We start from the raw sequence: 26402 nt of genomic DNA, 5'->3' as shown, positions 1-26402 counted from the left end.
GGACTACGCTATCAGTATGAAACCTGAGCTTTTCTGGAAACTGTCAACCCTCTGCTACCGGCGTGGTTGGGTAATTCCAGCGAAACTCCTGAAGACCTTTAATTACTTTATTTTTCGCGCCGTCCTTCCTTATGAAATTGAGCTGGGAGAGAACGTTTCGCTTTGGCATCGCGGACTTGGTGTAGTTATCCACCCGAACATCGCCATCGGCGACAATGTAAGTATCGCGCACGGTGTAACCATAGCTGGCACCGTCAAAGGTATGAGTCACATCGGCAACAACGTAACCATCGGGTCCGGAGTACAGATCATACCCAGACGGGAACAGCCGTTCACCGTAGGTGAGAACGCTATAATCGGGGCAGGCTCGACGGTTATTGGCGATGTTCCAGCTAGCAGCATCACGCGTGGCGAAAGGGCTGTCCCTCGAACGAGCAACCCCTCCCCGACGTCATCCAATGTCAGCTAACGACAAAGCGAGACCCCAAAACTATAGTCAAAACACTTGCGGTACCTATGCTGCGATGACGATCAATTTACGCTGGTTAAAAAATGCGCATGGTCCCATCGACTCCCCCTGGCTAAAACCTGGCGTGGTCTTCCGCCGGCTGTGACGTATAGCGGCGCGACTCAACCCAAAAATTATTTGGATCGTGAAAGCTTCGTTTGACCCGGTCGAGGCTTTTAGCGTTGCACCTGCCGTGCCTAAGCGACTGCGCTTGGTGCACCGCGTCAGGAACGATCACACAGTCGTCCATCCGGGGGGCTACCTCTTCGTGCTCGCCGGAGCCATTTGGGACTACTGGGCCAAGAGTTTCCGTACAGCTATCTTAGCTTCGTCAATACCGGCAACATAGTGAACGCTGGGGATCTCGGACAGGTAATCGGAATATATCGCTCCGATTTTTCCGTTGGCATTATTCAATGCCACCACGGGCTTCCCCATCAGTCCGGAAATAACCGCTGCGTGGAGTCGATCCGTAACGACTACTCGCCCGGTCGCCAGAAGCCTGATGGCATTCAGGACATGAAGCCGAGCCAGTGCGTCGTAACACCTGCGTTGAATCGGGTACAGAAAATTAGCCAACACCGGCACCCTCTTCATGAAGGCTCCTGGTGCCCTAAGGGCGGCTCCGAGTACTTTACGCCACCCAGTAAGTCCCCAGTCTTCCTCACGCTGATCAGGGTCAACGAAGATGTCTGGTTCAACTGATTCCGAGTCTCGCCTCTTGAGTACCATGACCTCATGCCGGGCAACACGTTTCGTAGCGATACTTCCATAGCCGAACGCCATGTCTGGACAGAACTCGACCGTAGCTGAAGGAAATAGCTCTTTGGCCCGTCGCACACCACTATGATCTCGGATTAATAGAGTCAATTTACTGTGCCTACCAAGAATGGACTGCGCTTGCTCCAGAGCGGGGCCGGCACTGAATTCAATACTTTGAGGGAGCTGGATAATCCGGCGATCCGGGAAATCTGCTATGACTCGCTCACGCATTTCCTGCATAACGCTCCAGCGGTCCCCGAAATTACCGCCTCCATTGATCAATATCGGACCTACAGGGACCCGCCTGCGGAGATCGTCAACGGTATATCTGGAAGCATCGGCAACATAATCCAAGTGCACACCCAGTCGAGACAAGTACATCAACTCCCCCAAGTAGATAAGGGAATCACCGGAATTGCCATGATTGGGAAAGTCAACCAGCGCGACACGTTCGCCAGGGCGTAGGTAGGTGGACAGTATATTTAGCGTCGTATCCTGAATTTCCTGAAGGCCCATGGGGATATCTTAGATCGTGCGCTTCGCTGTGAGCAACACAAGCGTCAGTCGGGCGCTGAAAGTACTACGTTGCGTGCACCACTCAGTATCCCGCTTACCTTCTCATGGACCTGCACCAAACCGACAAAAAACAAAAGCTCAGCACTGTCCCAGGCGGTACTGCGTCATCAGAGGCAAAGGCAGCGGTAACGGTAAGACGACCATGACAATCGCCAATTCTGTAGCGGGGCGACAGGAGATAGCTGGGCAATCATGGGGGCCATGTCTGTATATGGCCTTTAAACCGGGCTACCTCCGATAAGGCAGCAACCAGTCCGACGCAGTTAGTGCCGTACAAGCCCCCCCCCCCGTATCTCCCAAGAACGTCCGACGTGGCAGCCCGGCTGCGGCTCCGTAGCCAGCAGCAGCGCCCTCCCATCGGGGCAAGCCTCCCGTTGTCGCTTCTTTCGTAGCCCATTCCTGATGCAGGATATCGTTGTGTGGATCTGTCGGTTCCAGCATGGTTTTCCAAATCACTCATGATCCGGGGCTCTAGCCAATTCTTAGCCAAACGAAGTCTTGCCTAGGGCGTATTCCGTGCGGGGAGTTCCAGACAGAATACGCCCTATAGCCGTCCCAGTGAGGAGGGCTACACCTGACTTTGCCCCGCGAAGTTTAGCCGAGACAGCCGTGGATTTAGCAGCGCTGATGAAGCTCCCCTCCAGGCTTGCTAACGCGTGATCGCTCTGGCCCTCACAGGACTGGCGTATGTGACGCCTAGCCTGGCCCGATAGCCGCTGCTGTCTTTGGAAGCGCCATCAACGGCCTTAGCCCGAACTCTGAATTCTGCCACCGCGATCCCGACAAAGAACCATAGGACCAACTGATACTGGGTAATTAGGGCAACCGTAAAGAGCATAGGAAGTTGGCCGACCAGTGCGATCTCACCTGTTGTTGCAGTTCGCCTAACTGTGCGAATACTCATTATGACGAAGGGCACTAGCATTACTAGCGCCGCAATCCACCCGAACCCGAGCGCCACGGCGAGGAACGCACTGTCGATGGATTGGAACGTGCCGTAGTAAACGGTCCCATCGGCACCAACGGATGCTACATCGGACCGGCCCAGCGCCGAGAGCTCTGGGATCAATTCAACGAACATGCGCAACCGGTAGCTGCTGCTCCCGGCAGTTTCCAAGCTAGCCAGTTCGAAGATCGGGACGAGAATCATGAGGCCGACAAAGCCAGCAGCGCCGATAACTATTAGGAGCATGAACCGCAACGCTGGCTTGACGCCTCGCATAAAGAGAAGCGAGAGCGCTAGGGTCAGCACCGCGGAAATAATGGCAGCCCGGCTGAACGTGCAGGCAATCCCTGCGAATATCGCTATGAGAAGTAAAGGCTTCGAGAGCTTCCCCAGAGAAGAGCGAAGGGCAAACGGAACCGCAGCAGAAAGAACTCCACCCAAAGCAATCGAATGCCCCATAGACCACTCGCTGCGATCCAACCCTCCACGAACCTGGATTGGCGCCCACGTCTCATAGGACGGGATAGGCGTCACGAGCTCAACGAAGGGATGCCAAGAAAACGCAAACTCAACGACGGATAGCACACCGACCAAGCCAAATACTGCCGCAACGGTCTTCACGGAAAATCCGATTCCGGCAGCGGACACGATGGCCTTGCCAACCAGATAGGCGAGTAACCACTGTGAAATCATGGAGAACCAAACACCTTGGCTCGAGTTCCCAATGGCGACCGCGATGAGCCCAATAACGATCAACAAAAGAATGGGAAGGTCTCCCTTACCGCTCTTCCACTGGCCGTTGAACAGGTTGGCAGCGAGTATTGCCGCACTGATCACCGAAACGATAGGTATGTAGCCGATTAGGTTTATTCCAACCCAGTGTGGGATAAACGCGACCGCAACCATCCAAATAACCAGTGAAAGCCTCGGGCGCCCACCGAAAACTAATATAGCTACAACTGCACCCACTAGCAGCAAAGGTAGCGCAGGTGCTCGGACAATCATTACCGCGAGAATCACCGTCAGCATTGCAACGCTCACAGTCAATAGACGCCACATATTATCTTTTCCCACGCACTCCCCTACGGATCGTCCCCTTCCGGTCAGTATATCCGCGGAACCGAAGCCGGCTGTCGCTATTGCCGCCGCTAGTGGCTTTGAGGCTCAGTAAGAAGTTAAGCAGTGGAGCGGGTACTGCCGAACGTCTTAGTGCTCCGGCTAAGTACCCGCACTGACGCTTTCGCGAGCTTGTAGCTAGGCTGCTCCACGAATCGGAAGAACAACGCAGCAACGGCCAGAGAGGCCATAATGCCGACGGGCACCGCGATGTACTCATTGCCTGGACCAAACAGATGGGCTGTGGTGATGACTATGGGCTCATGCACCAGGTAGAGACTGAATGAAATCCGTCCGAGCCATAGCAATAGAGGGTACGTCAGGAACCGCTTGACCGGCGGATAGGTTGCCGCGCAAATAACGACGAGCGAGGAACCACCGGCTGCCAGTCCGATGAGAAGCCCGGCTCCGGCTGAACTAGTTTTCAAAATAGGTGCAAGCCACGGGAGGATCATTAGAAGCAACCCGAGTGCGAGAGTGCTAATCCAGCCAGCATGCCGCGGTTGCGAAGCCAACGCACGTGTCGCCTCTCGCGGGGAGCTCACTATAGGCAGAAGGAGAACTCCTATCGCAAACATAGGCATGAAGCGAAGGACATCCTGGTTTACGAAGCCACCAATCCCAATGACCACCAAGCACCCCCCGATGGCGAGGAATGTGTGCCGGCGCACCAGGTATGCGGCCCATATGAAAAGAGGTAAAAGAACAGAGAACAGGATCTCCCACCGGAGGGACCACAGCGGGCTTGCGAGCCATCCGTTCCCCATGATGAGGGTGAGGTCTTTGAACACGCGGTCAGGAGTTATCTGGGAGGGCATGGCTTGGAGCCAAGCACTCTCCATCAAGGGGTTCCGCGGCACGATCAAGAAAGTGCCTACAGCAAAAAGAACGGCGCCCCAGACTGGCACGTAGAGACGAAGCAGCCGCTGAGGATAAAAGGCCTTCCAGTCGAAGGTTCCGGAAGCCGCGTACACGGGTACAGCCAAGACGACACCGCTGAGGATGAAGAATACGTACACGGCAGCTGTGCCCTCCCAGAAGAGGTGCATTGGAGTATTCACGAACCACCACGCAGCACTCCATCTCGTGGTCTCCCCGTTAAAGTATGGGGCTGCCAGGGATGGGAAAACGAGTAAAGCATGATGTAGAAGCACTACAGTGGCTGCTAGGCCTCGGAGTCCGTCCAGTGAGTGAATCCTGCCCGGCCTTACGTCGAGCCCCCGAGAATGCGTCATGATGGCACTCTAGCGGACGGAACGCAGCCTTCCTGTTTCCGGCAACAGGCGGTGTCACCGCTGGGTGAAATCTTCCTGGGGAGCGGCAGTGTCGCTAGCGATATATCAGCGCCATTAGCACAGCGGCTGGCAGGTCAATTAAGGCAAGGCCAACGAGGCCGGATGGGCCATCTCACGGTTTGCACGGACGGTACACACTCTCAAACGATCTCGGCACATATGGGATTCCTCTAGGCGGGCATCTGAAACGGCCTGTGTGGCCAAAATAACATGCGCAAACTCCCCTATACCCTTTTGGCAATAATCTGTCCTAACTCCCTCGCCATGAGTTCGGTAGTATGTTCTCGCTCAACATGTTCGCGGGCCCGAATTCCGAATTCCCGAGCGCATTCCTTGTCACTCAGGATTTCAAGGGTTGCCCGCGCCATTGCCTCTGGATCCTGCGGTCGTACCAGTAGTCCTGTTTCACCGTGGACCACGTAGTCCTCCATTCCTGGAGTGCTACAAGCGACCACCGGCCTGCCTGTAGCAGCAGCCTCTAAGGCAACTGTCATACCAGAAGCGTGCATGTTTGGTCGTGTTGGCACGAGGACTACGCTTGCGGTGCGATATAAGTCCCGAAGCGCGGCATGCGGGACGCGTTCAAATCTGGTTACACCCGCTGGCAATGCTCCTTTGTGGTCAGTCTGGATCATAATCTCGACTTTTGGATTTACCTGCCGAACCAGTTCCAGTGCTGCAAATAGTGTTTCAGGGTCGCGGTCCCGATCTACACCAAGGCTCAGAATCCGCGCACGCTCTGGCTGTTCCGCGTAACTAAAGAACTCGTGATCGATCCCGAACGGTAAGAAATCTATTGGAACTCGCCCCTTGGTTATTCGACGCGTTGCGTCCACCTGGGGGCGGCTAAGGCACCACAATCCGGCAAGAAGTGGGAGCACATGCATGGTAGCTATACTGCGCAGGCTTTGCTCTTTTGACAGCCAAGTATCTGTTGCCCATATTACCCCCGAGAACATCGCCTTTGCGGGATACTGAGCCACCATTTTGACTGCACTATATTCGTCCCATGCCACACCGACATCGAGGCCGCTTACTACCTTGCTGGGAAGTCCTTTGGGCCTGAGTAGTCTAGAGGCCAGGGTCACCTTGTCTCGCAATCCAAGCGGACGCGCGTGTAGGGCCTCTGTTTGCTCGGCGGCTTCACTGAGTCGATGCAAACCATAGGGCCATCTGTCGGGTACATGGCCCAGCCTATGATCTCCAGCCCATTCGTTAGAGTCGAGGCCATCAGGAAATATAACGCCCAGTTTCTTTAGCCTTGGTTGCGTACTCACTCGCTACTTGGGTCCGTTCTTCTAAATGCCTGCAAGGTGTCGTCCAAAGTGCCTAAACGCGGCGGCGCAGTTTCTACTACTCAATTCGGTTCGGTCATGTCCGCGCGTCCCATTCAGAGTGGAGCCCTAATTGCTCCGTCCATCAATCCCCTGAAGGAAGATAGCGTTTTAGACACCCGGCCTTCCTTCTCCTTCAACGGGCGCAAGGTTAACGCCAGTGTTTCACGCAGGCCAGGACCCAATAATATGGCTAAGCGACTCTGCCATTGCCGACCAAACCAAAGTCGGTTTCGCTGCATGTAGTAGTAATAGGTGCCGCTCATTCCGGAGCTCGAGCCGGATCCTCCCACGGCATGCCATATGTGGGCGGAGGTAGCTACACCCAGCCTAAAGCCCATTCGAACGGCTTTCTCGCTGAGCTCTGCGTCTTCCCAGTACAAGAAAAACCCCTCACGGAATCCGCCCACTTTTTTCCACGTGTCAACCTGCATCATCATTGCGGCGCCTGTGATGAACGTGTTCACCGAATGCTCTTTGGACTGGGTAGCCGTGGTGCCCCAGAAGCTGCCGAGTCCAGCATGGACCGTGCGCACCTGCCGCCTATCCAAGACGCCCCCAGCGAACCAAACTCTGGGAGTAGCGGGATCCCCCGTCAAAATTACCGGAGAAACAATGTCATACCCCTCCTGCATGAATTCCGTCATGGCAGCTACTGTGCCCGGCGACACGTTCGTGTCCGGATTTAATATCCAGACAATGTCGTCATCCCGCACTTCGGAATTTTCGATCGCGTGGTTCAAGGCTGGACCAAAACCGACATTAGAGTCGCGCAAAGCAACGTGCACCCGAGGGAAAACTGAGGGTAGCACTACCACAGCCTCGCGCTCTGAAGGACTGGAGTAGTTGTCGATAACGTGGATGCTCTCTACTGGCTCGTGTCGCAAAGACTCGAGACATGTTTTGAGCAAGTCCACACTGTTATAGTTCACAATGAATACATGAACATTTTTCATCTGGCTATTGCCTCGGCTTCCATTGTCATAGGTCGATATTAAGTGCACTGATCGATTTTCGAAGACCATAAGTTCGATCCAGTGCGGCCGTCGCGACCAGGACACATAGGCCGAATCCCAGCCCAAGTATTAGCCAGTAATACTCCAGATTGAACCTCTCTATTAAAACTCCAACTAGAGCCGTTAGTGCGAGAGAACAGCCAACTATTGCCAATACGGGCGTGGCAACCAAGCGCAGCCAACTCGACATCCTTATGTCGAGGACGCTCATGGCAAGGAATAGCATCAGAGGCTCCACGAGCACTAATGGAAGACTGAGAGCAAGGGCTACTCCAACAATTCCAAAGTGTGCCGCAAGCGGAAAGCTAATTCCCACGCAAAGGACGAGCCACAGCATCTGGCCCCAAATCAACGTGCCAGGCTTTCCTGCCGCGTCTGTTGCTGGCGCCAGAGGTATGTGAATCATGTTGATCAGCAGACCAATTAGCAATACTTGGGAAGCCAAAGATACGACGTCCGTTGGAACCGTTCCGCCGAGCCATAACTCCACCAAGTCCGGCGCAGATATGGCGAGGAAACAAGATGCCGCGCTACCCGCCCCTAGGCTGACCAAAAGGATGGACATAAGGACGGGAGTCGCGTCGGCGTTATCTTTCCCGAATATCCGACTGAGTGCCGGCCTAAACGGATCCACTGTCCAGGTCAAAAGCTGACGCACGCCGCTGTAGATTCTGAAAGCGGCATTGTAGTAGGTCACATCAGCCGATGAACCCACAAGGCCCACGACAACCGTCCCGGATTGAAGGGTGAGTGCCCCTATTAGGTTGACACCGAAAGAGCGGTAACTAAATCCAAGCATAAGACGCAAGGTAGAGATAGATAGGTCAGCCCTTTTGAACTTCACGATCCTACGTAAATAAAGAGAGACAATCGAGAGTAGTGACGGTATAAGCAGTGCTACAAGCTCCGCAATCGCGATTCCGAGTATCCCTGCTTCAGTGGTGAGCGCAATCGATGTCCCGATAACCCTAGCTATCACTCCTACTACCTGGTTGCGCCTATCGATCGTCAAAAAGCCAGCGCCCACAAGGGCGGAGCCAAACGGTCGCAGCAACAGAGGGACCAATAGCCCCATACTTAGTAGTGCGAGAGGAGCTTGATCCTCCACTGCAACGGATCCCCCCAAGGTGCCCACGTACCAAAAAGCAAAGGCGAGATATAAAGGGGATACGATCAGGCACGCACCAGCAGACCAAATCAGACCCGAAGCCAGCAGGCTAGAAAGTGCCGGCCCTGATCGCCCGCCTCGCGCCCGGGCACCATAATGACTTATCGCTGCGCCGACCCCGATATCGGAGTAATAGAGGTACGAGGCGACAGTAGAGAGCACCAGCCATACGCCATAGCTTCCAGCACCTACTTCGCGCAGTATGAACGGAAGTAGAACGATGCCAGCAACAAGCGACGCGGAACCAGCTAAAACGCTTAGAGACACACCACCTAAAGCGCGACTCGTCTTCGCTGGCGCTGTCCCGCGCTGGCCCGGTGTGATCATTATTTAGATCCGCGAGCCATCTTCAATGGACGCGGCAAGGCGCTTCAGCTGATTCTGCTGCTCTGCCATTCGCTCTTCTCGAATACGAACTACCGCCGAGGTGATTTCGCTCCTACGTTCCAAGACGTTTTTCACCGAGCGCGCAATTTCCGTTCCTGTTAGGTCGGTATAGGATGCCGCTTCACTAAGGAACTCGCGGAGCACGGGAAAATCTGAAGTAACTTGGGGCACACCAAATGAGAGTGCTTCGTAGCCTGCCCTTTGCATCGTGTGTGGCCTGGTAGTCAGCGCCAAGACCACACCGGCTTCCTCCATTCGCTGAACGAACGAATCGTCTGATACGAATCCGGTGAAGGTTACGTTAGTCGGAGCAGACATCTGTACATTTCTGGGGGCGTTGCCAGTCAATATCCACTCAAGCTCGGGAGTCAATCGCGCTGCCTCCATGATTTCCTCGATTGGCTCATCGTTGGCGTAGCTCACAGGACACAGGACGGCGTTACCCTGGAAGTGGCGTTCCCCCGCACCGCACACCTCTATTACGTCGTGCAAGACGACTGCGCGGACTCCCTTGTCTTCGCACAGGTTAGCCAGGAAGGAGTTAGTTACCACGGCTGTCCTTCCTCGCAGGAGACGTAGCGTCAGTGGGAGACTCCACTTCCAGCGCGGATCGTTGAAAGCACCCGTGTGCATGTCTGCGATTAGAGCGCAACGATGCAGTTTTGCGTAGAGCGCGGCAATCAGCAGGAGCGGAAATGGTGGAAGCATGATCACTATGACCTGGGGCTTCCTCGCACGTAGCGTTCGCCAAGTCGCATACCCCTGCTTGAAGTAGCGCCCGAACAAATTCCCCTGACGATGAACGAATACAACATCCAACGCTAAGCGGCGTCCGAGGTCCCTCGTACGAGGATTGCCTCTAGTCCAACTTATGAAGACACTATTATCGTTACTCATGGACTTCCGTTCGTTGTTTCATTGCTCTTTTTAGATGATCGGCCGACAGGTTCCGAGCGCTCGTAACTATCCCAAGGCCCCGCTCGCTCAGCAGATCGCATATTTGAGACTGATGATCATCAACATGCTCGCTCCGAGCTTTTTCTCTAGGCACGACTACTGGCGATTTACCCAGTTCCAGAAGCTGTAGAACAGTTCCTACGCCTGCGTGGGTTACGACTACGTCCGCATCTTCTGCCGCTTTCATAAATTCATCAGCAGCCATTTGTGTGTAGACCTTCCCTGGGAGATCCTTCCGAGATGTCGCACCTAACTGCCAAACGGTGCTGGGGCCAGCGCAGCCTGATTCCACCACGGCATCGATCAGGGCATCGAATCGATATGGCGCGATGGTTCCCAATGTGACGAACAAATTGTTGGGAGCGCCAGCCCTTGATCCAGGCGATCTTGTGTCGTATTGGGCGAGCAGACTCTCCATATAGGCCCAGCGTCTACTGGCCCACCCACGGTGCTGCGTAAATAATCGCACTGACGGCAAGAACGACACTATGCGCCCCGTAAGCGACGGCCCCATAGTGCGGGAGACACTCTCCACATACGTTTTCGGCGTCCTTATGAGCTTGGGCTGCAGGAACGCCGCCAGCGCTACAGCGGCTCCTGTGCTGTAGACACCATCAAATTCGTGAGTCCGCAAGAATCTTGCTATAACACCGAAGGCCCGAAGCGTACCCTTCCAATCGCGCGGAGAGATGTACGGAACATAGAGCGTCTCCTTACCCCTTAGCATTGAACGGCTCTGTTCCGTCTCGAACGTTATCCAAACCGAGTCGGGTGAGGCACCAAATCGCGGAGCTAACCTGATGAGTTCCGTCAGGTGTCCCCCGGTTCCTGCGACCATAAGCAGTTTTCGCTTACGCAAGCTACCCCTTTATCCATGTTTGTTCTACCGGCCTACAATATACCCCTAGTCTGCGAGGGGTATCGCATCAGCACAGCTATAACCGCATACCCGCAAAGGGTGGTTCGAACCGGTTACTCGATTTCATCTTCTTGGGTCCGCCCGTCGGTTTCTTGTTTAGATGTCCTTTCTTCCTCACTGGAGTCAAGACATGTAGTTGCTGACCGTTAGCTGTTCAGCCACATGGCCGGTACCATTAGGCCGACGCCTCATCAGGTATTACGGATATGGCTGAATAGGTTTTACTCGGCTAACTCTGCGGCCTTCGCAGCGTCTGAGCCACACCGCACGATTGGGAAGAGGTCTACGTCTTGGAGCTTGGCGACTACATCAGGGCGGTTCGACGACATTGGGTGGTAATCGTCGGACTTATGCTTTTGGGCCTGATATCGTCCGGGCTGTTATCGCTCTCCACGCCACCCACATACGCTGCTAAGTCACAGCTCTTCGTATCGACCCAAAGTTCCGGGACTGTCACAGATCTGCAGCAGGGAAATAGCTTCAGCCAGGCTAGAGTGCAGTCATACGTGAAAACGGCGACCACGCCGGAAGTGCTGCAGCCGGCAATTGACAGCCTCGGTGTTGACGCCACTCCAGCGGAGCTATCCAGTACAGTCTCAGCAACAGCAGATCCCAATACAGTACTGATATCTATTACAGCTGAAGACAGCTCGCCGGTTCAGGCCGCTGCCATAGCGCAGGCAGTTGCCGAAAGTCTCATCACGGCTGTGGACCGATTGGAGACGCCTGCTCAGGGTAGAGAGTCTCTCGTAAGGCTCTCCATAATCACCCCGGCTACCGCTCCTTCGAGTCCCACTGCGCCCAACACTGTACTGAACCTACTTTGTGGGCTCGTTGTTGGTGCTGCCCTAGGTCTCGGATGGGCAGTCTTCAGGACACGTTTCGATACAAAGCTTCGCGGCGAACAGGATCTGCGCCGCGTGACGGCGCTTCCATTCCTGGGTGGCGTTGCATTCGATAGCGATGCTCAGAAAAAGCCTCTGCTAACTCAAGCTTCCCACCAAAGCCCGCGGGCGGAGTCTTTTCGCCAAATACGAACCAACTTGCAGTTCGCCAACGTGAACAGCAAATCCAAGCTGATGTTGGTGACCTCGTCATTGCCAGCCGAGGGTAAAAGCACAACGGCTATAAATCTCGCGATCGCTATGGCTCAAGCTGGCCAGCGCGTTGTACTCGTTGATGCTGATCTCCGCCGGCCGACCGCGGCAGACTACTTAGGGCTTGAAGGCCGAGCTGGTCTCACCACAGCTTTGATAGGAGCTGCCTCCGTCGAGGACCTTCTTCAGCCTTGGGGCGACGACGAACTATATGTGCTAACTTCGGGGCAGATCCCTCCAAATCCGAGCGAGTTGCTTGGATCAGGATCTATGTCTCGCTTGTTGGGCCAGCTGGAACTCGAGTTCGATGTGGTCATCATCGATGCACCTCCGCTGATCCCCGTGACTGATGCCTCAGTGCTTGCACAAATGGTAGGCGGCGTCGTTCTAGTAGTTGGAGCGAACAAAGTTAAGACCCAGGATCTTGAAAAGTCCATAGGCTCCTTGAATCTCGTGGGAGCGAATGTTGTGGGCATTGTGCTGAATCTGCTTCCCACAAAGGGTCCTGATGCATATGCCCATAGTTACTACTCCTACGGTTCAAAAACCGAAGCGGGGGATCAAGAGCAGTCCCGCCGTGCCGTCAAAAGTATGAATGCAAGTCATATGCGAGTTGAGCGGCGCCCAAGGATTCGGGATACGGCCTTCTACGACGCTACGACACGTAGTAAGGCCTAGCGATGCCGTCTGGGGGACAGGAATCGGGTGGAAGAATCTAACTGGCGGAACCGTTATTCGAGAATCCTCGCCTGTGTGGATGCAGCGGTCGTGCTGTGGGCCATGTCCGGGGCTCTCATTCTTCGATTCGGCACAGCGCGTGGCCGAGAAGCAATCACCTCCGAATTTGAACCGTACGGTGCTGTTACGCTGGTTCTTGCCGGCGTATGGTGGACTATCCTAGGCCTATCGGGAAGCCGCGATACCACAGTCTTGGGCTACGGTACCGAAGAGTTTAAACGTATATTAACCGGGTCGTTCTGGCTTTTCGGGTTGGTCGCTACGGTGTCCTACGTATTTCAGTTGGATACTGCCAGGGGTTATGTCGCTTTGGCACTTCCGGCCGGCGTACTATCGCTTCTAATTTCTCGGGTTCTCATCCGGAGTTTGTTGAGAAGTCAGCGAAAAGTGGGGAAAAGCAGCTCTTCGGTGCTCATCATCGGTGGAGTTTTCGGCGCCGAGCATCTAGCACGAGCTCTAGGCAGTCAACCAATGGCGGGATACCGTCCCGTGTCCACGTATTTGCCGGGCACTCCTCCTGGAACAACTATCGGTGGCTCCTTGAAGCTTCCAAATCTGGGGCACGATCCTTCATCCGCGGCCATCGTCTCCGCGGTGCGCGAAGCTCGCCCTGATGCAGTCGCTCTTTCTAGTGGTGTACCGCTAGCTCCATCCGTCATACGCGAGCTCGGTTGGGCTTTGGCTGATATGCAGATCCGGATGATTATGGCACCTGCCCTGACGGACATCGCTGGCCCCCGAATTCACACGCAACCGGTGGCTGGACTCCCTCTGATCCACGTCTCGACACCCAACCTGGGTACCGGTCAGGGCCTTCTAAAGCGCTGCTTCGACGTAATGGGTGCTTGCCTTCTCGTAGCTGTCCTTTCTCCTGTACTACTAGCTGTAGCAGCCGTGATCAAAGCCGATTCCTCTGGTCCTATCTTCTTCCGCCAAGAACGGGTGGGAGCTGGGGGCCAAAGCTTTCAAATGTTGAAATTCCGCTCTATGGTTGTCGACGCCGAAGATCACCTAGCTGCCCTCCGGGCGCACAGCGACGGCAATGGCGTGATGTTCAAGTTGAAGTCTGATCCTCGGGTTACAACGGCGGGCCGGTTTCTCCGCCGCTATAGCTTGGACGAGCTCCCTCAGCTGTTCAATGTTCTCAACGGAACTATGAGCTTGGTCGGCCCCCGCCCGCCACTCCCCTCAGAGGTAGAGCAGTACCAAAGCCATGTGCACCGCCGGCTCATAGTGAGGCCAGGGTTGACTGGTCTCTGGCAGGTCAGCGGGCGGTCTCTGCTTTCCTGGGACGACACGGTCCGCCTGGATCTCTATTACGTGGAGAACTGGTCTCTGGCCGGCGACATAGCGATCCTCCTCAAGACGGTGCGTGCAGTCTTTAGTCGCCAGGGCGCCTACTGAGTGTTGAAGCCGTTCCCATCCGCTGGACCCACTCCCTCCTGCTGAAAGCCACACCATGAGCTCAATGAACAACAGCACGATCACCCACCCTGAGACATCCGGGTCTGAGCGGACTTTACGACGCAGGCATCCACACCGAGGGCGCCGCGCAATTTACCGGGCGGGGATCACAGTTCTTGTTATGGGCATCCTTGCCGGCGCCGCCGTAGGTGTGTTGCTCCATCAGGTCTCTGCAGTCCGAGCGGACCTTGAAAAAGCTATGACGCTGGTGCCCGAGCTTCGGGCTGAGCTGGGTGCGGGCAACCAAGACGGTTCCAATGAACTCTTCGCTCAAATGCAGGAAAGCACCTCGAATGCTCGTGCAACGGCTACGGGTCCCCTGTGGAAAGCCGCCTCAGCGGTTCCAGTCCTCGGGGCGAACTTCGGAGCCGTGACGGAGGTTGCAGTTTCTGCCGATGATGTTGTTGATCGGGCCGTAGCCCCTTTGCTGAACCAGTACGATTCCCTCGACTGGGAAACGCTGTCGCCGACTGATGGGCGTATCGATGTCGCGCAGCTGGAGGAGGCAGCCCCGAGCATCATGTCAGCTGCGAACACCGTACGCCTCTCGCAGGACAGGCTCGCGTCTATCGATTTAACCCGGCTTCTGCCGGAAGTGGCGGATCCGATTCGTTCGGCAACTCAGCAGCTTCAATCCGTGAATTCCGCGCTGGGCACGGCCTCCTCTGCGGCCAAGCTTATGCCAGCAATGCTGGGTGCCGACGGGGAGCGTAATTACCTTCTCCTCATACAAAACAGTGCGGAGGTGAGGGCGACCGGCGGTATTCCCGGGGCCTTAGCAATGCTGACCGTCAACGATGGGCAAATCAGCTTGAGCGATCAGAGTAGCGCGGCCGCAATCGAGGCATTTAGGCCCGCTCTGAAGGTGGATGAGGAGCAGGAACGCCTGTACACAGGGCGGCTCGGGACACAGATGCAGAATGTGAACCTCACCCCCCATTTCCCGACTGCGGCAGAAACCGCAAAAAGAATGTGGGAAGAACGCCACCCCGGGAAAACGGTGGACGGAGTGCTTGCCCTGGATCCGGTGGTATTAGCTCACCTTCTGGAGGCCACCGGTCCGGTGGATCTAGCGGATCCAGCAGTTGTGCAATTAATCGACGGGACGTCATTGCCTGTATCTCTGACCAAGGAAAATGTGGTCAGCACACTTCTGTCCGATGTTTATCGGGAGATTAAGGAGCCCGCAGCCCAGGATGCGTACTTCGCTGCCGTGGCAGCCAGCGTTTTCTCTGCATTCACCGATGGCCTGGGAGATAGCACCCAGTTGGTCCAGGCGTTGACCACCAGTGTCCAAGAGCACCGGCTGTATTTATGGTCCAGCGACAAAGGCGAGCAGGACATCATTTCGTCCACTGCCCTTGCTGGGTCCGTCACTGGACCAAATGCCGGAGGCGCTTCCTTCGGGGTGTACTTCAACGATGGAACCGGGGCAAAAATGGATTATTATGCCTCACGGACCGTCCAACTGGTGCAGACCTGCGATCCCAACGGGTACAGCCACTACAACGTACAGCTCACCGTAGGAAACACAGCGCCTCAGGATGCCGCCACTTCGCTTCCGGCTTACGTTACCGGCGCAGGAGTATACGGAGTAGAACCAGGACATTTCCGTACGAACTATGTTGTCTATGGCCCCGCACAAGCGTTGGTGGAATCAGCCCAGATCAACGGAACCGCAGTGCCCTTCGGAGCCGGTAAACACGGCCAGAGGCCCGTGGGGACGGTGACCTTGGAATTAGCGCCAGGAGAAACAGCGGTAATAGACCTCGAGTTTTCCCGAGTAGTGCAGGATTCTGAACCAAAGCTCCAAGTTACGCCTTCGATACAAGCGGTTCGAGACGTAGTACTCCCGGCGAAAACGAGCGAATCTTGTGAATAGTAATATGATGTTAGTGATTGCCTATCACACAACGCTTGGAAGTAGGACCATCACCTGTTACCGTGGGAACGTTCCACTTCGCAAAAGCGTTGCGGAGGGGCGCAGGTTACCGGTAATGCTGGGAAGCGCCGGGACACATCGCTAGATCGAAATATTTCCAGGCTTGGGTTTCACGGGTTCTTGGTGGGAACCGACCGTCTATAACCACACAGTCTTTATCAATTGCACCGGGGAGTCTCACATGAAAAAAACCGTATCCGCACTAGTCCTGACCGGATCCTTGGCCTTCGTTGGCGCCGGAGCTGCCAGCGCCGTTGAAAGCTACCCCGCACCGGCCACCGGCACGGTCAGCGATAGCGTTGTCACCCCCGGTTCAACTGTGGTCTTCAGCGGTACCGGCTTCATCCCCGGCGAGGAAATCCTCGTGACCGCCACCTACGCCAACGACCCCACAGTGGTCGCTGGCACCGGTGTCAGCAGCCCGATCATCCTGGCTCAGCAGATTGGCAGCTACAACACCGTTGCCGATGCATCCGGCAACTTCGCCGTTGAGGTAACGCTGGGCGAGGCCGGAACCTACACCCTGACTGCCACCGGAGTGGAGTCCGGCAAGGTTGTCACCAATACCGTTGTTGTGGACGCAGCTGCAGGCACAGGCGCCGGCGTAGGAACGGGTGCCGGAACCGGCGCCAACGCTTCCGCCGACGGCGGCCTCGCCGATACCGGCGCTGATTCCGCGATGATGCTCTGGGGTGCCGCAGGCGTCCTGGCACTCGGTGCCGGCGTTGCCTCCGTAGCAGTCGCACGCCGCAAGAATGCCTAACTAACTGCTTGGCGGTCCCATCGGGAGCGTACTAATCAGAAACAGAGGGAGGGTGGAAACCAAACGGTTTCCACCCTCCCTCTGGCGTTTCCTCACGTGGCGCTGAGCCGTTATCGTCCCAAAGCCACGATCACTACCACCGCCGTAACCAGCACCAGGGTTGCGATCCCCGCATATACGGCCCATTCGGCCCCAGTTCGGCGCGGCCGCTTACGGCGCCATTCTCTTCTCGGTTCCACTGTGCTCATGGTTCCGAAGCTATTAACAACTCAGGTCGCGGGGGAAGAGTAGTCGCTACCTGCCCCGAACGCTTTTCTACCTAGGCCCCGGTCAGCATTCCAAGCCACGGCTGTGCAGGCGATAGGCTGGTAGCCGTCTTCCGCTATCGAACCTATGGGGTAACAGTGCGTCTCTCGGTTATTGGCTGCGGCTATTTGGGCGCCGTACATGCGGTTTCCATGGCCCAGCTGGGACATGATGTTGTAGGAATCGACGTCGACGCCGCCCGGATCGAGGACCTCGCCGCAGGCCGGGCACCATTCTTCGAACCCCGCCTGCCCGAGCTTCTTGCCGAAGCATTGGAGAGCGGCCGCCTCACGTTCAGCACCGACCTGGCAGACGCTGCCGGGGCGGACGTCCACTTTGTCTGCGTGGGCACTCCCCAGCGAAAGGGCGAATACGCCGCCGATCTGCGCTACGTGGACGCCGCCGTCGCCGGTCTGGCTCCGCACCTGAAACCAGGGAACATTGTGGTGGGCAAGTCGACCGTTCCCGTGGGCACCGCCGCTCGTCTGGCCGAGCAGCTGGCCGAAACCGCGCCGGAAGCGGTCCTCGTTTGGAACCCGGAATTCCTGCGCGAAGGCCACGCCGTCCAGGACACCCTCGCTCCGGACCGCTTTGTCTACGGTGTGCCAGCCGGCGATACCGCAGCTGCCGCCGTCGCCGCCCTGGACGAGGTGTACGCCACTCCCCTGTCTACCGGAACCCCTCGCATGGTGGTCGACTATGCCACGGCGGAACTGGTCAAGACCGCCGCCAATTCCTTCCTGGCTACCAAGATCAGCTTCATCAACGCCATGGCGGAGGTCTGCGAGCCGTCGGGTGCAGATGTCACGGCCCTGGCCGACGCCATCGGCATGGACGAGCGCATCGGGCGGAGCTTCCTGAACGCGGGCGTCGGCTTCGGCGGCGGCTGCCTGCCCAAGGACATCCGCGCCTTCATGGCCCGCGCCGGGGAACTGGGCGCCGACCAGGCGCTGACCTTCCTCCGCGAGGTGGACGCCATCAACATGCGCCGCCGCTCCAAGGTGGTCGAGATGACGCGGGAGATCTGCGGCGGCTCCCTGCTGGGCAAGCGGGTGACCATCCTGGGTGCAGCTTTCAAGCCGGAGAGCGACGACGTGCGGGACTCCCCCGCGCTCAGCGCCGCCGCCCAGATGCAGCTCCAAGGTGCCACGGTCACGGTGACCGACCCTCAGGCCCTGCACAACGCCAAGGGACGCTTCCCCGAGCTGAACTACGAGCCGGTCACCGAAAACGCCCTGCTGGGCGCCCACGCGGTGGTGCTGTTGACGGAGTGGAAGGAATACCGGTCCCTGGGCCCGGCAGCCACCGGGCCGCTGGTCACGGACAAGAACATTATCGACGGCCGCAACGTCCTCGACCCGGCAGCCTGGCGGGCCGCCGGCTGGAACTATCGGAGCATGGGCCGGCCGTAACGGGGCCTCAGGCCTTCACCGTCGACGCAGGATGGTGGAACCGGATTGCGGCAACCACCTCGGCGGTCTCGTCCTCATCCTCGTCGCCGGTTTCCAGGTCTTCCACAACCACCCGCGGCTTGAACTTCGTGGGCGTGAAGCTGAACCGCACGGCGTAGCCGGGGCGGACCCGCGTCTTGGCCAGAGCCTCCAGGTCAGGAAGGCTCTGGGTCCAGGCGGCAACCGCCCGCCGGGCTTCCTGCCGTTTCTCCTCGAGGGGCACTGGTGCAGCATCGTCCTCCGGTTCGTCCAAGGCCACGGAGTAGCTGATTTCCGGTTCCTCGGCTGTCCCGCCGATAGTCATAGCGACCTCGGACATCGGCCAGTGCTCCAGCTCCGCGGCCAGCATGTCCTCCCACCAGGTGACCAGGCGGCGGGCGGCGGGCACGGCGTCGTCGCGCGCCACCCCGCTGACGGTAAACCCTCCGTAGGAGCCGTCCACCAGCACCGACATCCCCGGGAACCCTGCGAGCAACTCCTCATGCGTCCGCACAAGGAAGTCCAGTGCGTCCGCATCCCGGTTCTGCCCGATAATCGTCAGCGACGAAAAGAGTGCATTGGGAGCAGCCGACTCCGCGATCCGCACCTTCAGATCATCGGTGCGGCCCAACCCGTTGATCACCCCGTTCAGCCGGGACACCAAGATGGGCAGCTCCCGGCGGGCCCCGGTAACCGCTGCGGTGTACGTCGTGGTGCCAACGCCCCAGGAACGCGCCGACACCGTCGCATCCTTGGGAAGTGCAGCGGTCATGTCTGCCACCAGCGCCTCCGTGGCGGCTGCCGCGGAGGCTTTGGCGGCACGCTTGGTACCGTCCAGGAAATCCAGAAAACCCATTAGATCAGTCCGTTCAGTGGTCCGGTCAGGAGCAATCGCGCCAGCACGAGGACGGCGAAACCGCCCAGGGTCCAGATCAGGGCGGGGGTAAGGGCGCGGCGTTTGAGCGTGCGGCCTTCCGGAGGCACCGGCTGCGCGGCGCCGCTGGCGAACCGCTGCGCGGACACCGGGCCGTTCGCCAGCCCCACCAGCGCGGCACCGGGCCCGAAGATGACCTGTGAGAGCCGTTCCCAGGTTCCTTCGCTGCTCAGATCAAGTTCCCCGCGGGTGAAGAAGATGATGGAATCGTCCACGGTTTCGACGTCGAACCCCGGCGCTTCCGCGAGCACCCGACGCAGGACCTCCGGCGTGAAGACGGCCAGGGCCGCTGCCTCGTGCCCCTCAGGGGCGTACAGGGTGAAGTGGCTGTCCAGGTCCTCCGGCAGTGGAACCTGCTGCGACTTCGCGAGGCTGACCGGCACGCTGGAGCCAAGCCAGGGATCGTTCCCCTTGGCATCGAGCAGCATCCGGGGCAGCCGCCGCTCCGCGGTGACCGCGGCGTAGGTCCAGGTTATGACCGAGGGCCGGTCGTTCCGGTTCCGGGCCCGCGAGCCCGTCCGGTAGGAGAAATGGGCAACCTCGAACGGAAAGAGGTGGGCAGGTCCGTTACGGAACCGCTTCCAGGACTGCGGATGGTGGCCCTCTCCGAAGATGGTGGCATCGATCCTGGGAAGCTTGGGGTCCGCGTTGTAGGACAACCCGTTCCGCTGTACGAACCGGTTCAGCTTTGCGGCCGTGATCCGCGGATCCTCTTTCGCGCCTTGGAGGAGGAAACCTACCGCGGCGGCCAGAAGCCCGGCCAGGAAGATCCCCGATCCCACATTGACCGCTGACGCGTCCAGATTAAAGGAGCCCACCGTCGCTTCAGCAATACCCATCGAGCAGACCAGCCATACTGCCAGGCAGGCGGCTGCGAAACCCGCCAGGAACAGCCTGGACCCCGTAGCCAGTCCGGCAATCCCGGTGGGCCGCTGGGCTGCGATCTCCTCTGCGGGCACGGGGTCGCGGAAGACGGAGGTATCCAGTTGGCTGGTCATGCCGCCAGCGTACGGAGCGGATGTCTCGCCCGACATCGGCGACACGCCGCCGCACGCGGAGCGTCAGTTTGCCGCCAGCAGTGCTTCTTCCAAAGCAACCCAGGCGAGCATGGCGCACTTGACCCGCGCCGGGTAGCGGGCGACGCCCGCGAACGCCGCGGCATCGCCGAGCACTTCCTCATCCGGTTCGATGCTGCCCCGCGAACGCATCAGCGTCCGGAACTCGTCCACCAAGTGGAGTACGTCGTCCCGCTCCAGGCCGGCCGCGAGTTCGGTCAGCACAGAGGCAGACGCCATGGAGATGGAGCAACCCTGTCCTTCCCAGCTGATGCCGTGCACGGTGGAACCGTCGACGGCGGCCCGCAGGGTGATCTCGTCGCCGCAGGTGGGGTTCAACTGGTGGGACTCCCCCGAAGCAACTCCGTCCGGAGCCGCTGCCAGGCCGTCGCCGCGGCGCCGCTTGGCATGCTCCAGAATGATCTGCTGGTAGAGCTGCTGCAGGTCCGAACTCATTTACTTCACTCCAAAGAAGGGACGGACGCCGGCTACTGCGGCAAGGAACGCATCGACGTCGTCGGTGGTGTTGTAGAGGTACGTACTGGCACGGGTGGTGGAGACCAGCCCCAGCCGGCGGTGCAGCGGCTGGGCGCAGTGGTGTCCCACGCGCACGGCAATCCCCTGGTCGTCCAGGAACTGGCCCACGTCGTGGGAGTGGACGCCGGCGACGTCGAACGCCGCGAGGCCGATCCGCTCCTCACCTGCCTTCGGACCCAGCACGCGGATCCCGTCAATCTGCTCCAGGCCCTGTACCAGGCGCTGGCCGAGGGTGGCTTCCCAGGCGTGGATGCGGTCCATGCCGGTCTCGGTGAGATAGTTCGCTGCCGTGCCCAGGGCCATCGCCTGCGAGATCCGCTGGGTTCCGGCCTCGAAGCGCTGGGGTGCCGGAAGGTACGCGGCCTTTTCCATCGTCACCGTGGTGATCATGGACCCGCCGGTGAGGAACACCGGCATGGCATCCAGCAGTTCGGCCTTGCCGTAGAGGGCGCCGATGCCGGTGGGCCCGAGCATCTTGTGCCCTGAGAAGACCAGGAAGTCGACGTCGAGCGCCTTCACATCAACCGGCAGGTGCGGCACGGACTGGCATGCGTCCAGCACCACCAGGGCGCCGTGGCGGTGCGCCATGGCCACCAGGGTCTCCACCGGGTTGATGGTGCCAAGCACGTTGGAGGCATGGCTGAACGCCAGCACCCTGGTGCGCGGCCCGATGATGTGCTCGGCCTCCTCGAGCCGCAGCGCGCCGTCGTCGTCCACCGGGATGAACCGCAGAGTTGCTCCGGTGCGGGCTGCGAGTTCCTGCCACGGGATCAGGTTGGCGTGGTGCTCCATTTCGGTGACGACTATTTCGTCTCCGGGTTTCAACGCGAACCGGGCTGCCGCTTCTCCCCCGCGGCCCAGGGAAGCGTTGGAGAAGGAGTAGGCCAGGAGGTTCAGGCCTTCGGTGGCGTTGGAGGTCCACACCAGCTCATTGGGGCGGGCGTTGATGAAGGCCGCCACCGTTTCGCGGGCCTGTTCGTAGACGTCGGTGGCGGCGACGGCAAGGGTGTGCGCGCCGCGGTGGACCGCCGAATTGCGCTGCTCGTAGAATTCCTGCTCGGCTTCGATGACGCTCAGCGGGTTCTGGGAGGTGGCGCCGGAGTCAAGGTAGACAAGCCGGTGCCCGTTGACCTCCTGGTCGAGGATCGGAAAGTCGTTCCGGATCCTCTCCACCTCGGCATTGTCCAGGGGACCGCCGATGCGGCGGAGGCTGGCGGGAGTGGAAACAACAGGCACGAAAGAATCTCCTCAGCTAGAGACCGACCAACACCCTGCGGGCATTACGCAAAACAAGTCTGCGCTAATCATTCCACGGTGTGAACACCAGCCGCACCTGAGTCCAGCCTTAGTTTGACGGACCTGCTCCGGGCGCGCGCATCCCCGGTTACTTGTGAGTACGCTCCGGCACCGTCCGAAATGCTCAGAACTACGTGCGTGGAAAGCCGTACTTCACCCGTTTTTTTCGATCCGACTCTTGACCTGCACGAAAACCCTTCCCCGGCTGCGGCTGCCTCCCTATGGTCACCCCTAGGTCTCACAGATTTCGAGGTACACATGCGTAAATCTTCTCCCCGTACCGCTAGCGGGGGCACTACCCGGGCGTCCCGAATGAGAACCGTCTACGTCCTGGCGGCAACAGTCGTGGTCGGCCTGCTCATTTTCGGGGCCTGGACTGCCGTTCCACACGCTACCGGCCAAAGTGCGGATCCCCGCGACGCGTCGGGATCCACTCCCGTCGCTGAAAAACCGCCTGCAACGGGCGGACCTGCGGAAGCAGTCACCGGGACCGACAACGAGGGCCCCGGCACCGACGGCGGTGCCACCCCCGTGCCGGAGGGCACCTCGTCCCCGGCCTTGTGGGAACTGCCGGAACCCGCCCGCGAGGCTTTGCTGGGCTTCATCGAGACGGCGTCCGCCATGCGGGTGGAGCCGAACGAAAACGACCGCGGCACCCCACCCGACTACTCCCGGATCGCGGACGGATCCGCGCTCGGCGAGCTCACGGGACAGTTCGAGGAATTCCAGGACAACGGATGGATCCAATCCGGTCCCGCCGAAGTGTTGTCCGTGCAGGCAGTAGAGGACCTGGAAGCTGAGGGCGGACCGATCCGCAGGCTGTCCATCTGCATCGACTCCAGCGCCATGGAATTGAAGGACCAGGACGGACAAGTGCTGCTGGCGGCAACGGAACCCGGCAGCCGAAAATCCCTCAATTACTACGACCTCCAGGAACGCGACGGCACCTGGAAAGTCGTATCCCACAGTTTTCCAGACGACCCTGCCTGCTGACCCACCTGCCCAAAGGACCAACAATGAAAAACCTGCCCCGCCCCAGGAGATCCGCCGCATTGTGTGCGGCCCTGGCTGCGCTCGCAACCGCCGCCACACTGGCTACCGCCCTTCCGGCCAGCACGGCGGAACCGGCCGCGGTCGACGGGGCATCTTCGGCATCGGCGGCTGCCTCCTGCTGGGAGATCAAACAGACCAGCCCGTCCGCGCCGTCGGGTGTGTACTGGCTGCTCACACCAGCCATGGCCGCACCGGAGCAGTTCTACTGCGACCAAACCACCGACGGCGGCGGTTGGGTGCTGATCGGACGCGGCCGCGAGGGGTGGAAGGAACTCTACGAAGGCGTCGGCACACCTGCCCAGGTACGCGGGACGGTGACCGGTACGGGCGCCTTCACCCCACGCCAGTTGCCGTCAAACCTGGTGGACGGGCTGCTCAACGGACAGGCGCCCGACGAGCTTGAGGACGGCGTCCGGCTGCGGCGGGCCTTGGATAAGACCGGCAGCGAATGGCAGGAAGTACGGTACCGCACCGATAACCAGCCCCGCTGGTCCTGGGCACTGGGATCCGCCACACCGGTCACCTCCGGCAGCTTCGGGACCACCGCCTTTACCGGCGGCCGGACCGCCAGTTTCGGTACGGATCAAACCTATTCACGCGTGGTGACCTCCGAAGCCGAAGCGCAGGGCTGGACGCAGGGCTTCGCTTACGGCAGCCAGGCCCGCGGCGAGAACTCGGCTTCAACCTATATCTGGTCGAATACCGCCACCGCCGGTAACCCGCGTCCGTTCACCCAGATGTATCTGCGGCCCAAGCTGACGCAAGCGAACGCGGGGTTCACTGCCCTCCCGGCATCGGGTACGCCCGGCAACACCCAGCAGGCCCGCCCGGAGACCGGCGCCGTACCGACATCGTGGGGAGTTACCGGGCTGGCCAATGGATCCGGTGAGTTGAACTCCGAGGTGCAGGCCTTCGCACAGATCGGCAACACCGTCTACGTGGCGGGGAACTTCCGCTATGTCCAGAAGGACTCCGCCGGCACCGGGCGCGTGGAACAGTCCTACCTCGCCGGTTTCGACGTAAACACGGGCGAATGGATTTCGGGTTTCCGGCCCAACCTCAACGGCCAGGTCAAGGCCCTGGCCGTACTCCCCAACGGAACCCTTGCCATCGGAGGCACCTTCAGCACCCTGAACGGTCAGCCTGCCGGTGCGGTCACCGCAATAGATCCCGTCAGCGGGGCCGCCGCCCCGGGGTGGCGGCTTGGCGTCGAAAACCGGGTCAGCGGCGGTGCGGTGCAGATCCGCAGCCTCGAGGTCAGGGAGGGCTGGCTGTACGTCGGCGGCGCCTTCACACACCTCACCGGCGCCACCGGCAACCCCGTCTACGCGCGGTCCGCTGCAAGGGTGGCCGCAGCCACCGGCCAGCCGGACGGCACCTGGAATCCGGCCTTCAACGGGACAGTCGTGGATGTGGACCCCTCAGCAGACGGCCAGCGCCTCTACGCGGCCGGCTATTTCTCCACCTCGAACACGGCCAACACTTACCGCGCCGCCGCCATCGGCACCGGAGCCGGCGCCTCGGTGGTGCCCTGGAACTTCGTCCCCAGCTCGGGTGAACGAGCGGGATACCAGCAGGGTATTGAAGAAGTGGGCAACCGCGTATGGGTCGGCGGTGCGGAGCACTCCCTCTTCAGCTTCGACACCGCTACCCTCACCCGCCAGTCCACGAACATCACGTTGTCCGGCGGCGATTTCCAGGATGTCAGCGCAGCCAACGGCATTGTCTACGGTTCCTGCCACTGCGGGCACTGGAACTACAGCGGGGCCTCCACCTGGCCCAGCGTCGGATCGAATTTCCAGATGGCGGACAAAATCAACCTGATCGGCGCCTGGGACGCCGGCACCGGTGAGTACATTCCGGGATTCAACCCGGTGATGAAGGGACGGGCCGGGTACGGAATCTGGTCCGCATTTGTGGACAGCCGCGGCATCCTGTGGGCGGGCGGAGACCTGGTCTCCTCCGTATCCTCCGCCGGCAAAAGCCAGTGGTCGGGCGGCTACGCACGGTTCGCCCCCGCCGATGCCACGGCCCCTTCCACCCCGGACGGGTTCACTGTCAGCAGCGCCGGTGGAAACGACACGCTTCGCTGGTCCGCTGCAGCCGGCTCTCCCGCTCTCTACCATGTGCTGCGCAACGACCGCGTGGTAGCCACCACCACTGCCACCACATTCTCACTGCCCGCCGTCGCCGGGGCCCGTTACTACGTCCGCGCTGCGGACGCCGCCGGCAATTACTCGGCGACGACGGCGGCGGCCGGGTCGACGGGCGTTGTTCCCCCTGCTCCGCAGGCACTGATTCCAGCCGGCAGCCAGTGGAAGTACCGGTTCAGCGGGGAAACGCCTCCAACGGGATGGACCGGCACCGCCTTCAATGACGCCGGCTGGAGCACCGGAACTGCTGCGCTCGGCTGGGGCACCACGAATCTGGGCACAACCCTGACGGCCAGCGGCACCAAACCGCTTTCCAGCCACTACCGCAAAACCGTGCAGGTTCCCGACCCGTCGCAATTAGCCTCGGTAACCCTGACCACCAGGGCCGACGACGGCGTGGTGGTCTATGTGAACGGCGTGGAAGTAGCGCGCGCCAATATGCCGGCGGGAACACCCAACCACAACACCTACGCCACTGCAGCCCCCAGTACGGCCGCAGCGGTGGCGGCACCCGTGGTGGTTACCGTGCCCGGAAGCGCTTTTACCGCCGGCGCCAACGTGATCAGCGCGGAGGTCCATTCCAACTACCGCTCCACCCCGAGCACCAGTTTCGATCTCACCGCGTCCATGAACCTGCGCCGATGAAATGC

General features: G+C 59.5%; 20 protein-coding genes. 7 read left to right on the top strand and 13 right to left on the bottom strand.

Annotated features, from left to right (window positions below; genetic code table 11):
• Positions 1 to 43: 43 nt before the first annotated feature.
• The 9 genes from N2K98_RS04870 to N2K98_RS04830 all read right to left on the bottom strand — a co-directional run bounded on the left by N2K98_RS04870 (position 44) and on the right by N2K98_RS04830 (position 10270).
• Entirely contained in the window at positions 44 to 232 is a 189-nt protein-coding gene (locus N2K98_RS04870) for a hypothetical protein (protein ID WP_255866220.1), read from the bottom strand.
• A 567-nt stretch (positions 233 to 799) separates the two neighbouring features.
• A complete protein-coding gene (locus N2K98_RS04865) occupies positions 800 to 1786 on the bottom strand; it encodes a polysaccharide pyruvyl transferase family protein (protein ID WP_255866219.1) in 987 nt (328 codons plus the stop codon).
• 709 nt (positions 1787 to 2495) lie between these two features.
• The gene (locus N2K98_RS04860) at positions 2496 to 3833 is read right to left on the bottom strand and encodes a hypothetical protein (RefSeq protein ID WP_255866218.1); all 1338 of its coding nucleotides are present in this window, start codon (positions 3831 to 3833) and stop codon (positions 2496 to 2498) included.
• 134 nt (positions 3834 to 3967) lie between these two features.
• Entirely contained in the window at positions 3968 to 5143 is a 1176-nt protein-coding gene (locus N2K98_RS04855; protein WP_255866217.1) for an acyltransferase family protein, read from the bottom strand.
• Between the two features lie 284 nt (positions 5144 to 5427).
• Positions 5428 to 6219: a glycosyltransferase family 4 protein gene (locus N2K98_RS04850; RefSeq protein WP_255866216.1), complete on the bottom strand. Its 792-nt coding sequence runs from the start codon at positions 6217 to 6219 to the stop codon at positions 5428 to 5430.
• A gap of 374 nt (positions 6220 to 6593) precedes the next feature.
• Positions 6594 to 7493, bottom strand: a complete 900-nt coding sequence (locus tag N2K98_RS04845) for a glycosyltransferase family 2 protein (RefSeq protein WP_255866215.1) — start codon at positions 7491 to 7493, stop codon at positions 6594 to 6596.
• 25 nt (positions 7494 to 7518) lie between these two features.
• Positions 7519 to 8565: an oligosaccharide flippase family protein gene (locus N2K98_RS04840; RefSeq protein WP_255866214.1), complete on the bottom strand. Its 1047-nt coding sequence runs from the start codon at positions 8563 to 8565 to the stop codon at positions 7519 to 7521.
• Positions 8566 to 9051: 486 nt separating this feature from the next.
• Positions 9052 to 9822, bottom strand: coding sequence for a glycosyltransferase (locus tag N2K98_RS04835; RefSeq protein WP_407080007.1), 771 nt, complete (start codon positions 9820 to 9822; stop codon positions 9052 to 9054).
• Between the two features lie 175 nt (positions 9823 to 9997).
• Complete coding sequence (locus N2K98_RS04830; protein ID WP_255866213.1) at positions 9998 to 10270, bottom strand: glycosyltransferase; 273 nt, start codon at positions 10268 to 10270, stop codon at positions 9998 to 10000.
• 1064 nt (positions 10271 to 11334) lie between these two features.
• Here N2K98_RS04830 and N2K98_RS04825 point away from each other — a divergent pair.
• The 5 genes from N2K98_RS04825 (at position 11335) to N2K98_RS04805 (ending at position 18706) form a co-directional block, all read left to right on the top strand.
• A complete protein-coding gene (locus tag N2K98_RS04825) occupies positions 11335 to 12759 on the top strand; it encodes a polysaccharide biosynthesis tyrosine autokinase (RefSeq protein WP_407080023.1) in 1425 nt (474 codons plus the stop codon).
• Positions 12760 to 12786: 27 nt separating this feature from the next.
• A complete protein-coding gene (locus N2K98_RS04820; RefSeq protein WP_255866211.1) occupies positions 12787 to 14223 on the top strand; it encodes a sugar transferase in 1437 nt (478 codons plus the stop codon).
• A 181-nt stretch (positions 14224 to 14404) separates the two neighbouring features.
• Positions 14405 to 16165 (top strand): DUF4012 domain-containing protein, encoded by a 1761-nt coding sequence (locus N2K98_RS04815; protein WP_255866210.1) that lies wholly within the window; start codon positions 14405 to 14407, stop codon positions 16163 to 16165.
• A 241-nt stretch (positions 16166 to 16406) separates the two neighbouring features.
• Positions 16407 to 16988 carry a peptidase gene (locus N2K98_RS04810; RefSeq protein WP_255866209.1) on the top strand — a complete coding sequence of 194 codons (582 nt, stop codon included), beginning with the start codon at positions 16407 to 16409 and terminating at the stop codon, positions 16986 to 16988.
• Positions 16989 to 17392: 404 nt separating this feature from the next.
• Positions 17393 to 18706, top strand: coding sequence for a UDP-glucose dehydrogenase family protein (locus tag N2K98_RS04805; RefSeq protein WP_255866208.1), 1314 nt, complete (start codon positions 17393 to 17395; stop codon positions 18704 to 18706).
• A 7-nt stretch (positions 18707 to 18713) separates the two neighbouring features.
• On the opposite strand, the gene N2K98_RS04800 is transcribed toward N2K98_RS04805, so the two are convergent.
• The 4 genes from N2K98_RS04800 to N2K98_RS04785 form a co-directional block, all read right to left on the bottom strand.
• On the bottom strand, positions 18714 to 19580 hold the full coding sequence (locus N2K98_RS04800; protein WP_255866207.1) for a hypothetical protein: 867 nt from the start codon (positions 19578 to 19580) through the stop codon (positions 18714 to 18716).
• Positions 19580 to 20656, bottom strand: coding sequence for a hypothetical protein (locus N2K98_RS04795; RefSeq protein WP_255866206.1), 1077 nt, complete (start codon positions 20654 to 20656; stop codon positions 19580 to 19582). The genes N2K98_RS04800 and N2K98_RS04795 overlap by 1 nt, the downstream gene beginning before the upstream one ends.
• 63 nt (positions 20657 to 20719) lie before the next feature.
• Positions 20720 to 21169, bottom strand: a complete 450-nt coding sequence (gene sufU / locus N2K98_RS04790) for a Fe-S cluster assembly sulfur transfer protein SufU (RefSeq protein WP_255798572.1) — start codon at positions 21167 to 21169, stop codon at positions 20720 to 20722.
• On the bottom strand, positions 21170 to 22486 hold the full coding sequence (locus N2K98_RS04785; RefSeq protein ID WP_308219841.1) for a cysteine desulfurase: 1317 nt from the start codon (positions 22484 to 22486) through the stop codon (positions 21170 to 21172).
• A gap of 372 nt (positions 22487 to 22858) precedes the next feature.
• On the opposite strand from N2K98_RS04785, the gene N2K98_RS04780 reads away from it, so the two are divergent.
• Together N2K98_RS04780 and N2K98_RS04775 are read left to right on the top strand one after the other, a co-directional pair.
• Positions 22859 to 23539 (top strand): hypothetical protein, encoded by a 681-nt coding sequence (locus N2K98_RS04780; protein ID WP_255866205.1) that lies wholly within the window; start codon positions 22859 to 22861, stop codon positions 23537 to 23539.
• Between the two features lie 23 nt (positions 23540 to 23562).
• Positions 23563 to 26397, top strand: a complete 2835-nt coding sequence (locus N2K98_RS04775; protein ID WP_255866204.1) for a fibrinogen-like YCDxxxxGGGW domain-containing protein — start codon at positions 23563 to 23565, stop codon at positions 26395 to 26397.
• Positions 26398 to 26402 lie beyond the last annotated feature (5 nt).

Origin of the sequence: Arthrobacter jinronghuae (assembly GCF_025244825.1) — a bacterium.
Taxonomy (GTDB): Bacteria; Actinomycetota; Actinomycetes; order Actinomycetales; family Micrococcaceae; genus Arthrobacter_B; species Arthrobacter_B jinronghuae.
This window is presented reverse-complemented; position numbering and strand designations above follow the sequence as displayed.

Bases quoted from the DNA above. Each gene is read 5' to 3' on its own strand.
- N2K98_RS04865 (WP_255866219.1), bottom strand. From the start codon at position 1,786: ATGGGCCTTCAGGAAATTCAGGATACGACGCTAAATATACTGTCCACC.
- N2K98_RS04855 (WP_255866217.1), bottom strand. From the start codon at position 5,143: ATGACGCATTCTCGGGGGCTCGACGTAAGGCCGGGCAGGATTCACTCA.
- N2K98_RS04845 (WP_255866215.1), bottom strand. From the start codon at position 7,493: ATGAAAAATGTTCATGTATTCATTGTGAACTATAACAGTGTGGACTTG.
- N2K98_RS04830 (WP_255866213.1), bottom strand. From the start codon at position 10,270: ATGGCTGCTGATGAATTTATGAAAGCGGCAGAAGATGCGGACGTAGTC.
- N2K98_RS04825 (WP_407080023.1), top strand. From the start codon at position 11,335: ATGCTTTTGGGCCTGATATCGTCCGGGCTGTTATCGCTCTCCACGCCA.
- N2K98_RS04815 (WP_255866210.1), top strand. From the start codon at position 14,405: ATGGGCATCCTTGCCGGCGCCGCCGTAGGTGTGTTGCTCCATCAGGTC.
- N2K98_RS04810 (WP_255866209.1), top strand. From the start codon at position 16,407: ATGAAAAAAACCGTATCCGCACTAGTCCTGACCGGATCCTTGGCCTTC.
- N2K98_RS04800 (WP_255866207.1), bottom strand. From the start codon at position 19,580: ATGGGTTTTCTGGATTTCCTGGACGGTACCAAGCGTGCCGCCAAAGCC.
- N2K98_RS04795 (WP_255866206.1), bottom strand. From the start codon at position 20,656: ATGACCAGCCAACTGGATACCTCCGTCTTCCGCGACCCCGTGCCCGCA.
- sufU (WP_255798572.1), bottom strand. From the start codon at position 21,169: ATGAGTTCGGACCTGCAGCAGCTCTACCAGCAGATCATTCTGGAGCAT.
- N2K98_RS04780 (WP_255866205.1), top strand. From the start codon at position 22,859: ATGAGAACCGTCTACGTCCTGGCGGCAACAGTCGTGGTCGGCCTGCTC.
- N2K98_RS04775 (WP_255866204.1), top strand. From the start codon at position 23,563: ATGAAAAACCTGCCCCGCCCCAGGAGATCCGCCGCATTGTGTGCGGCC.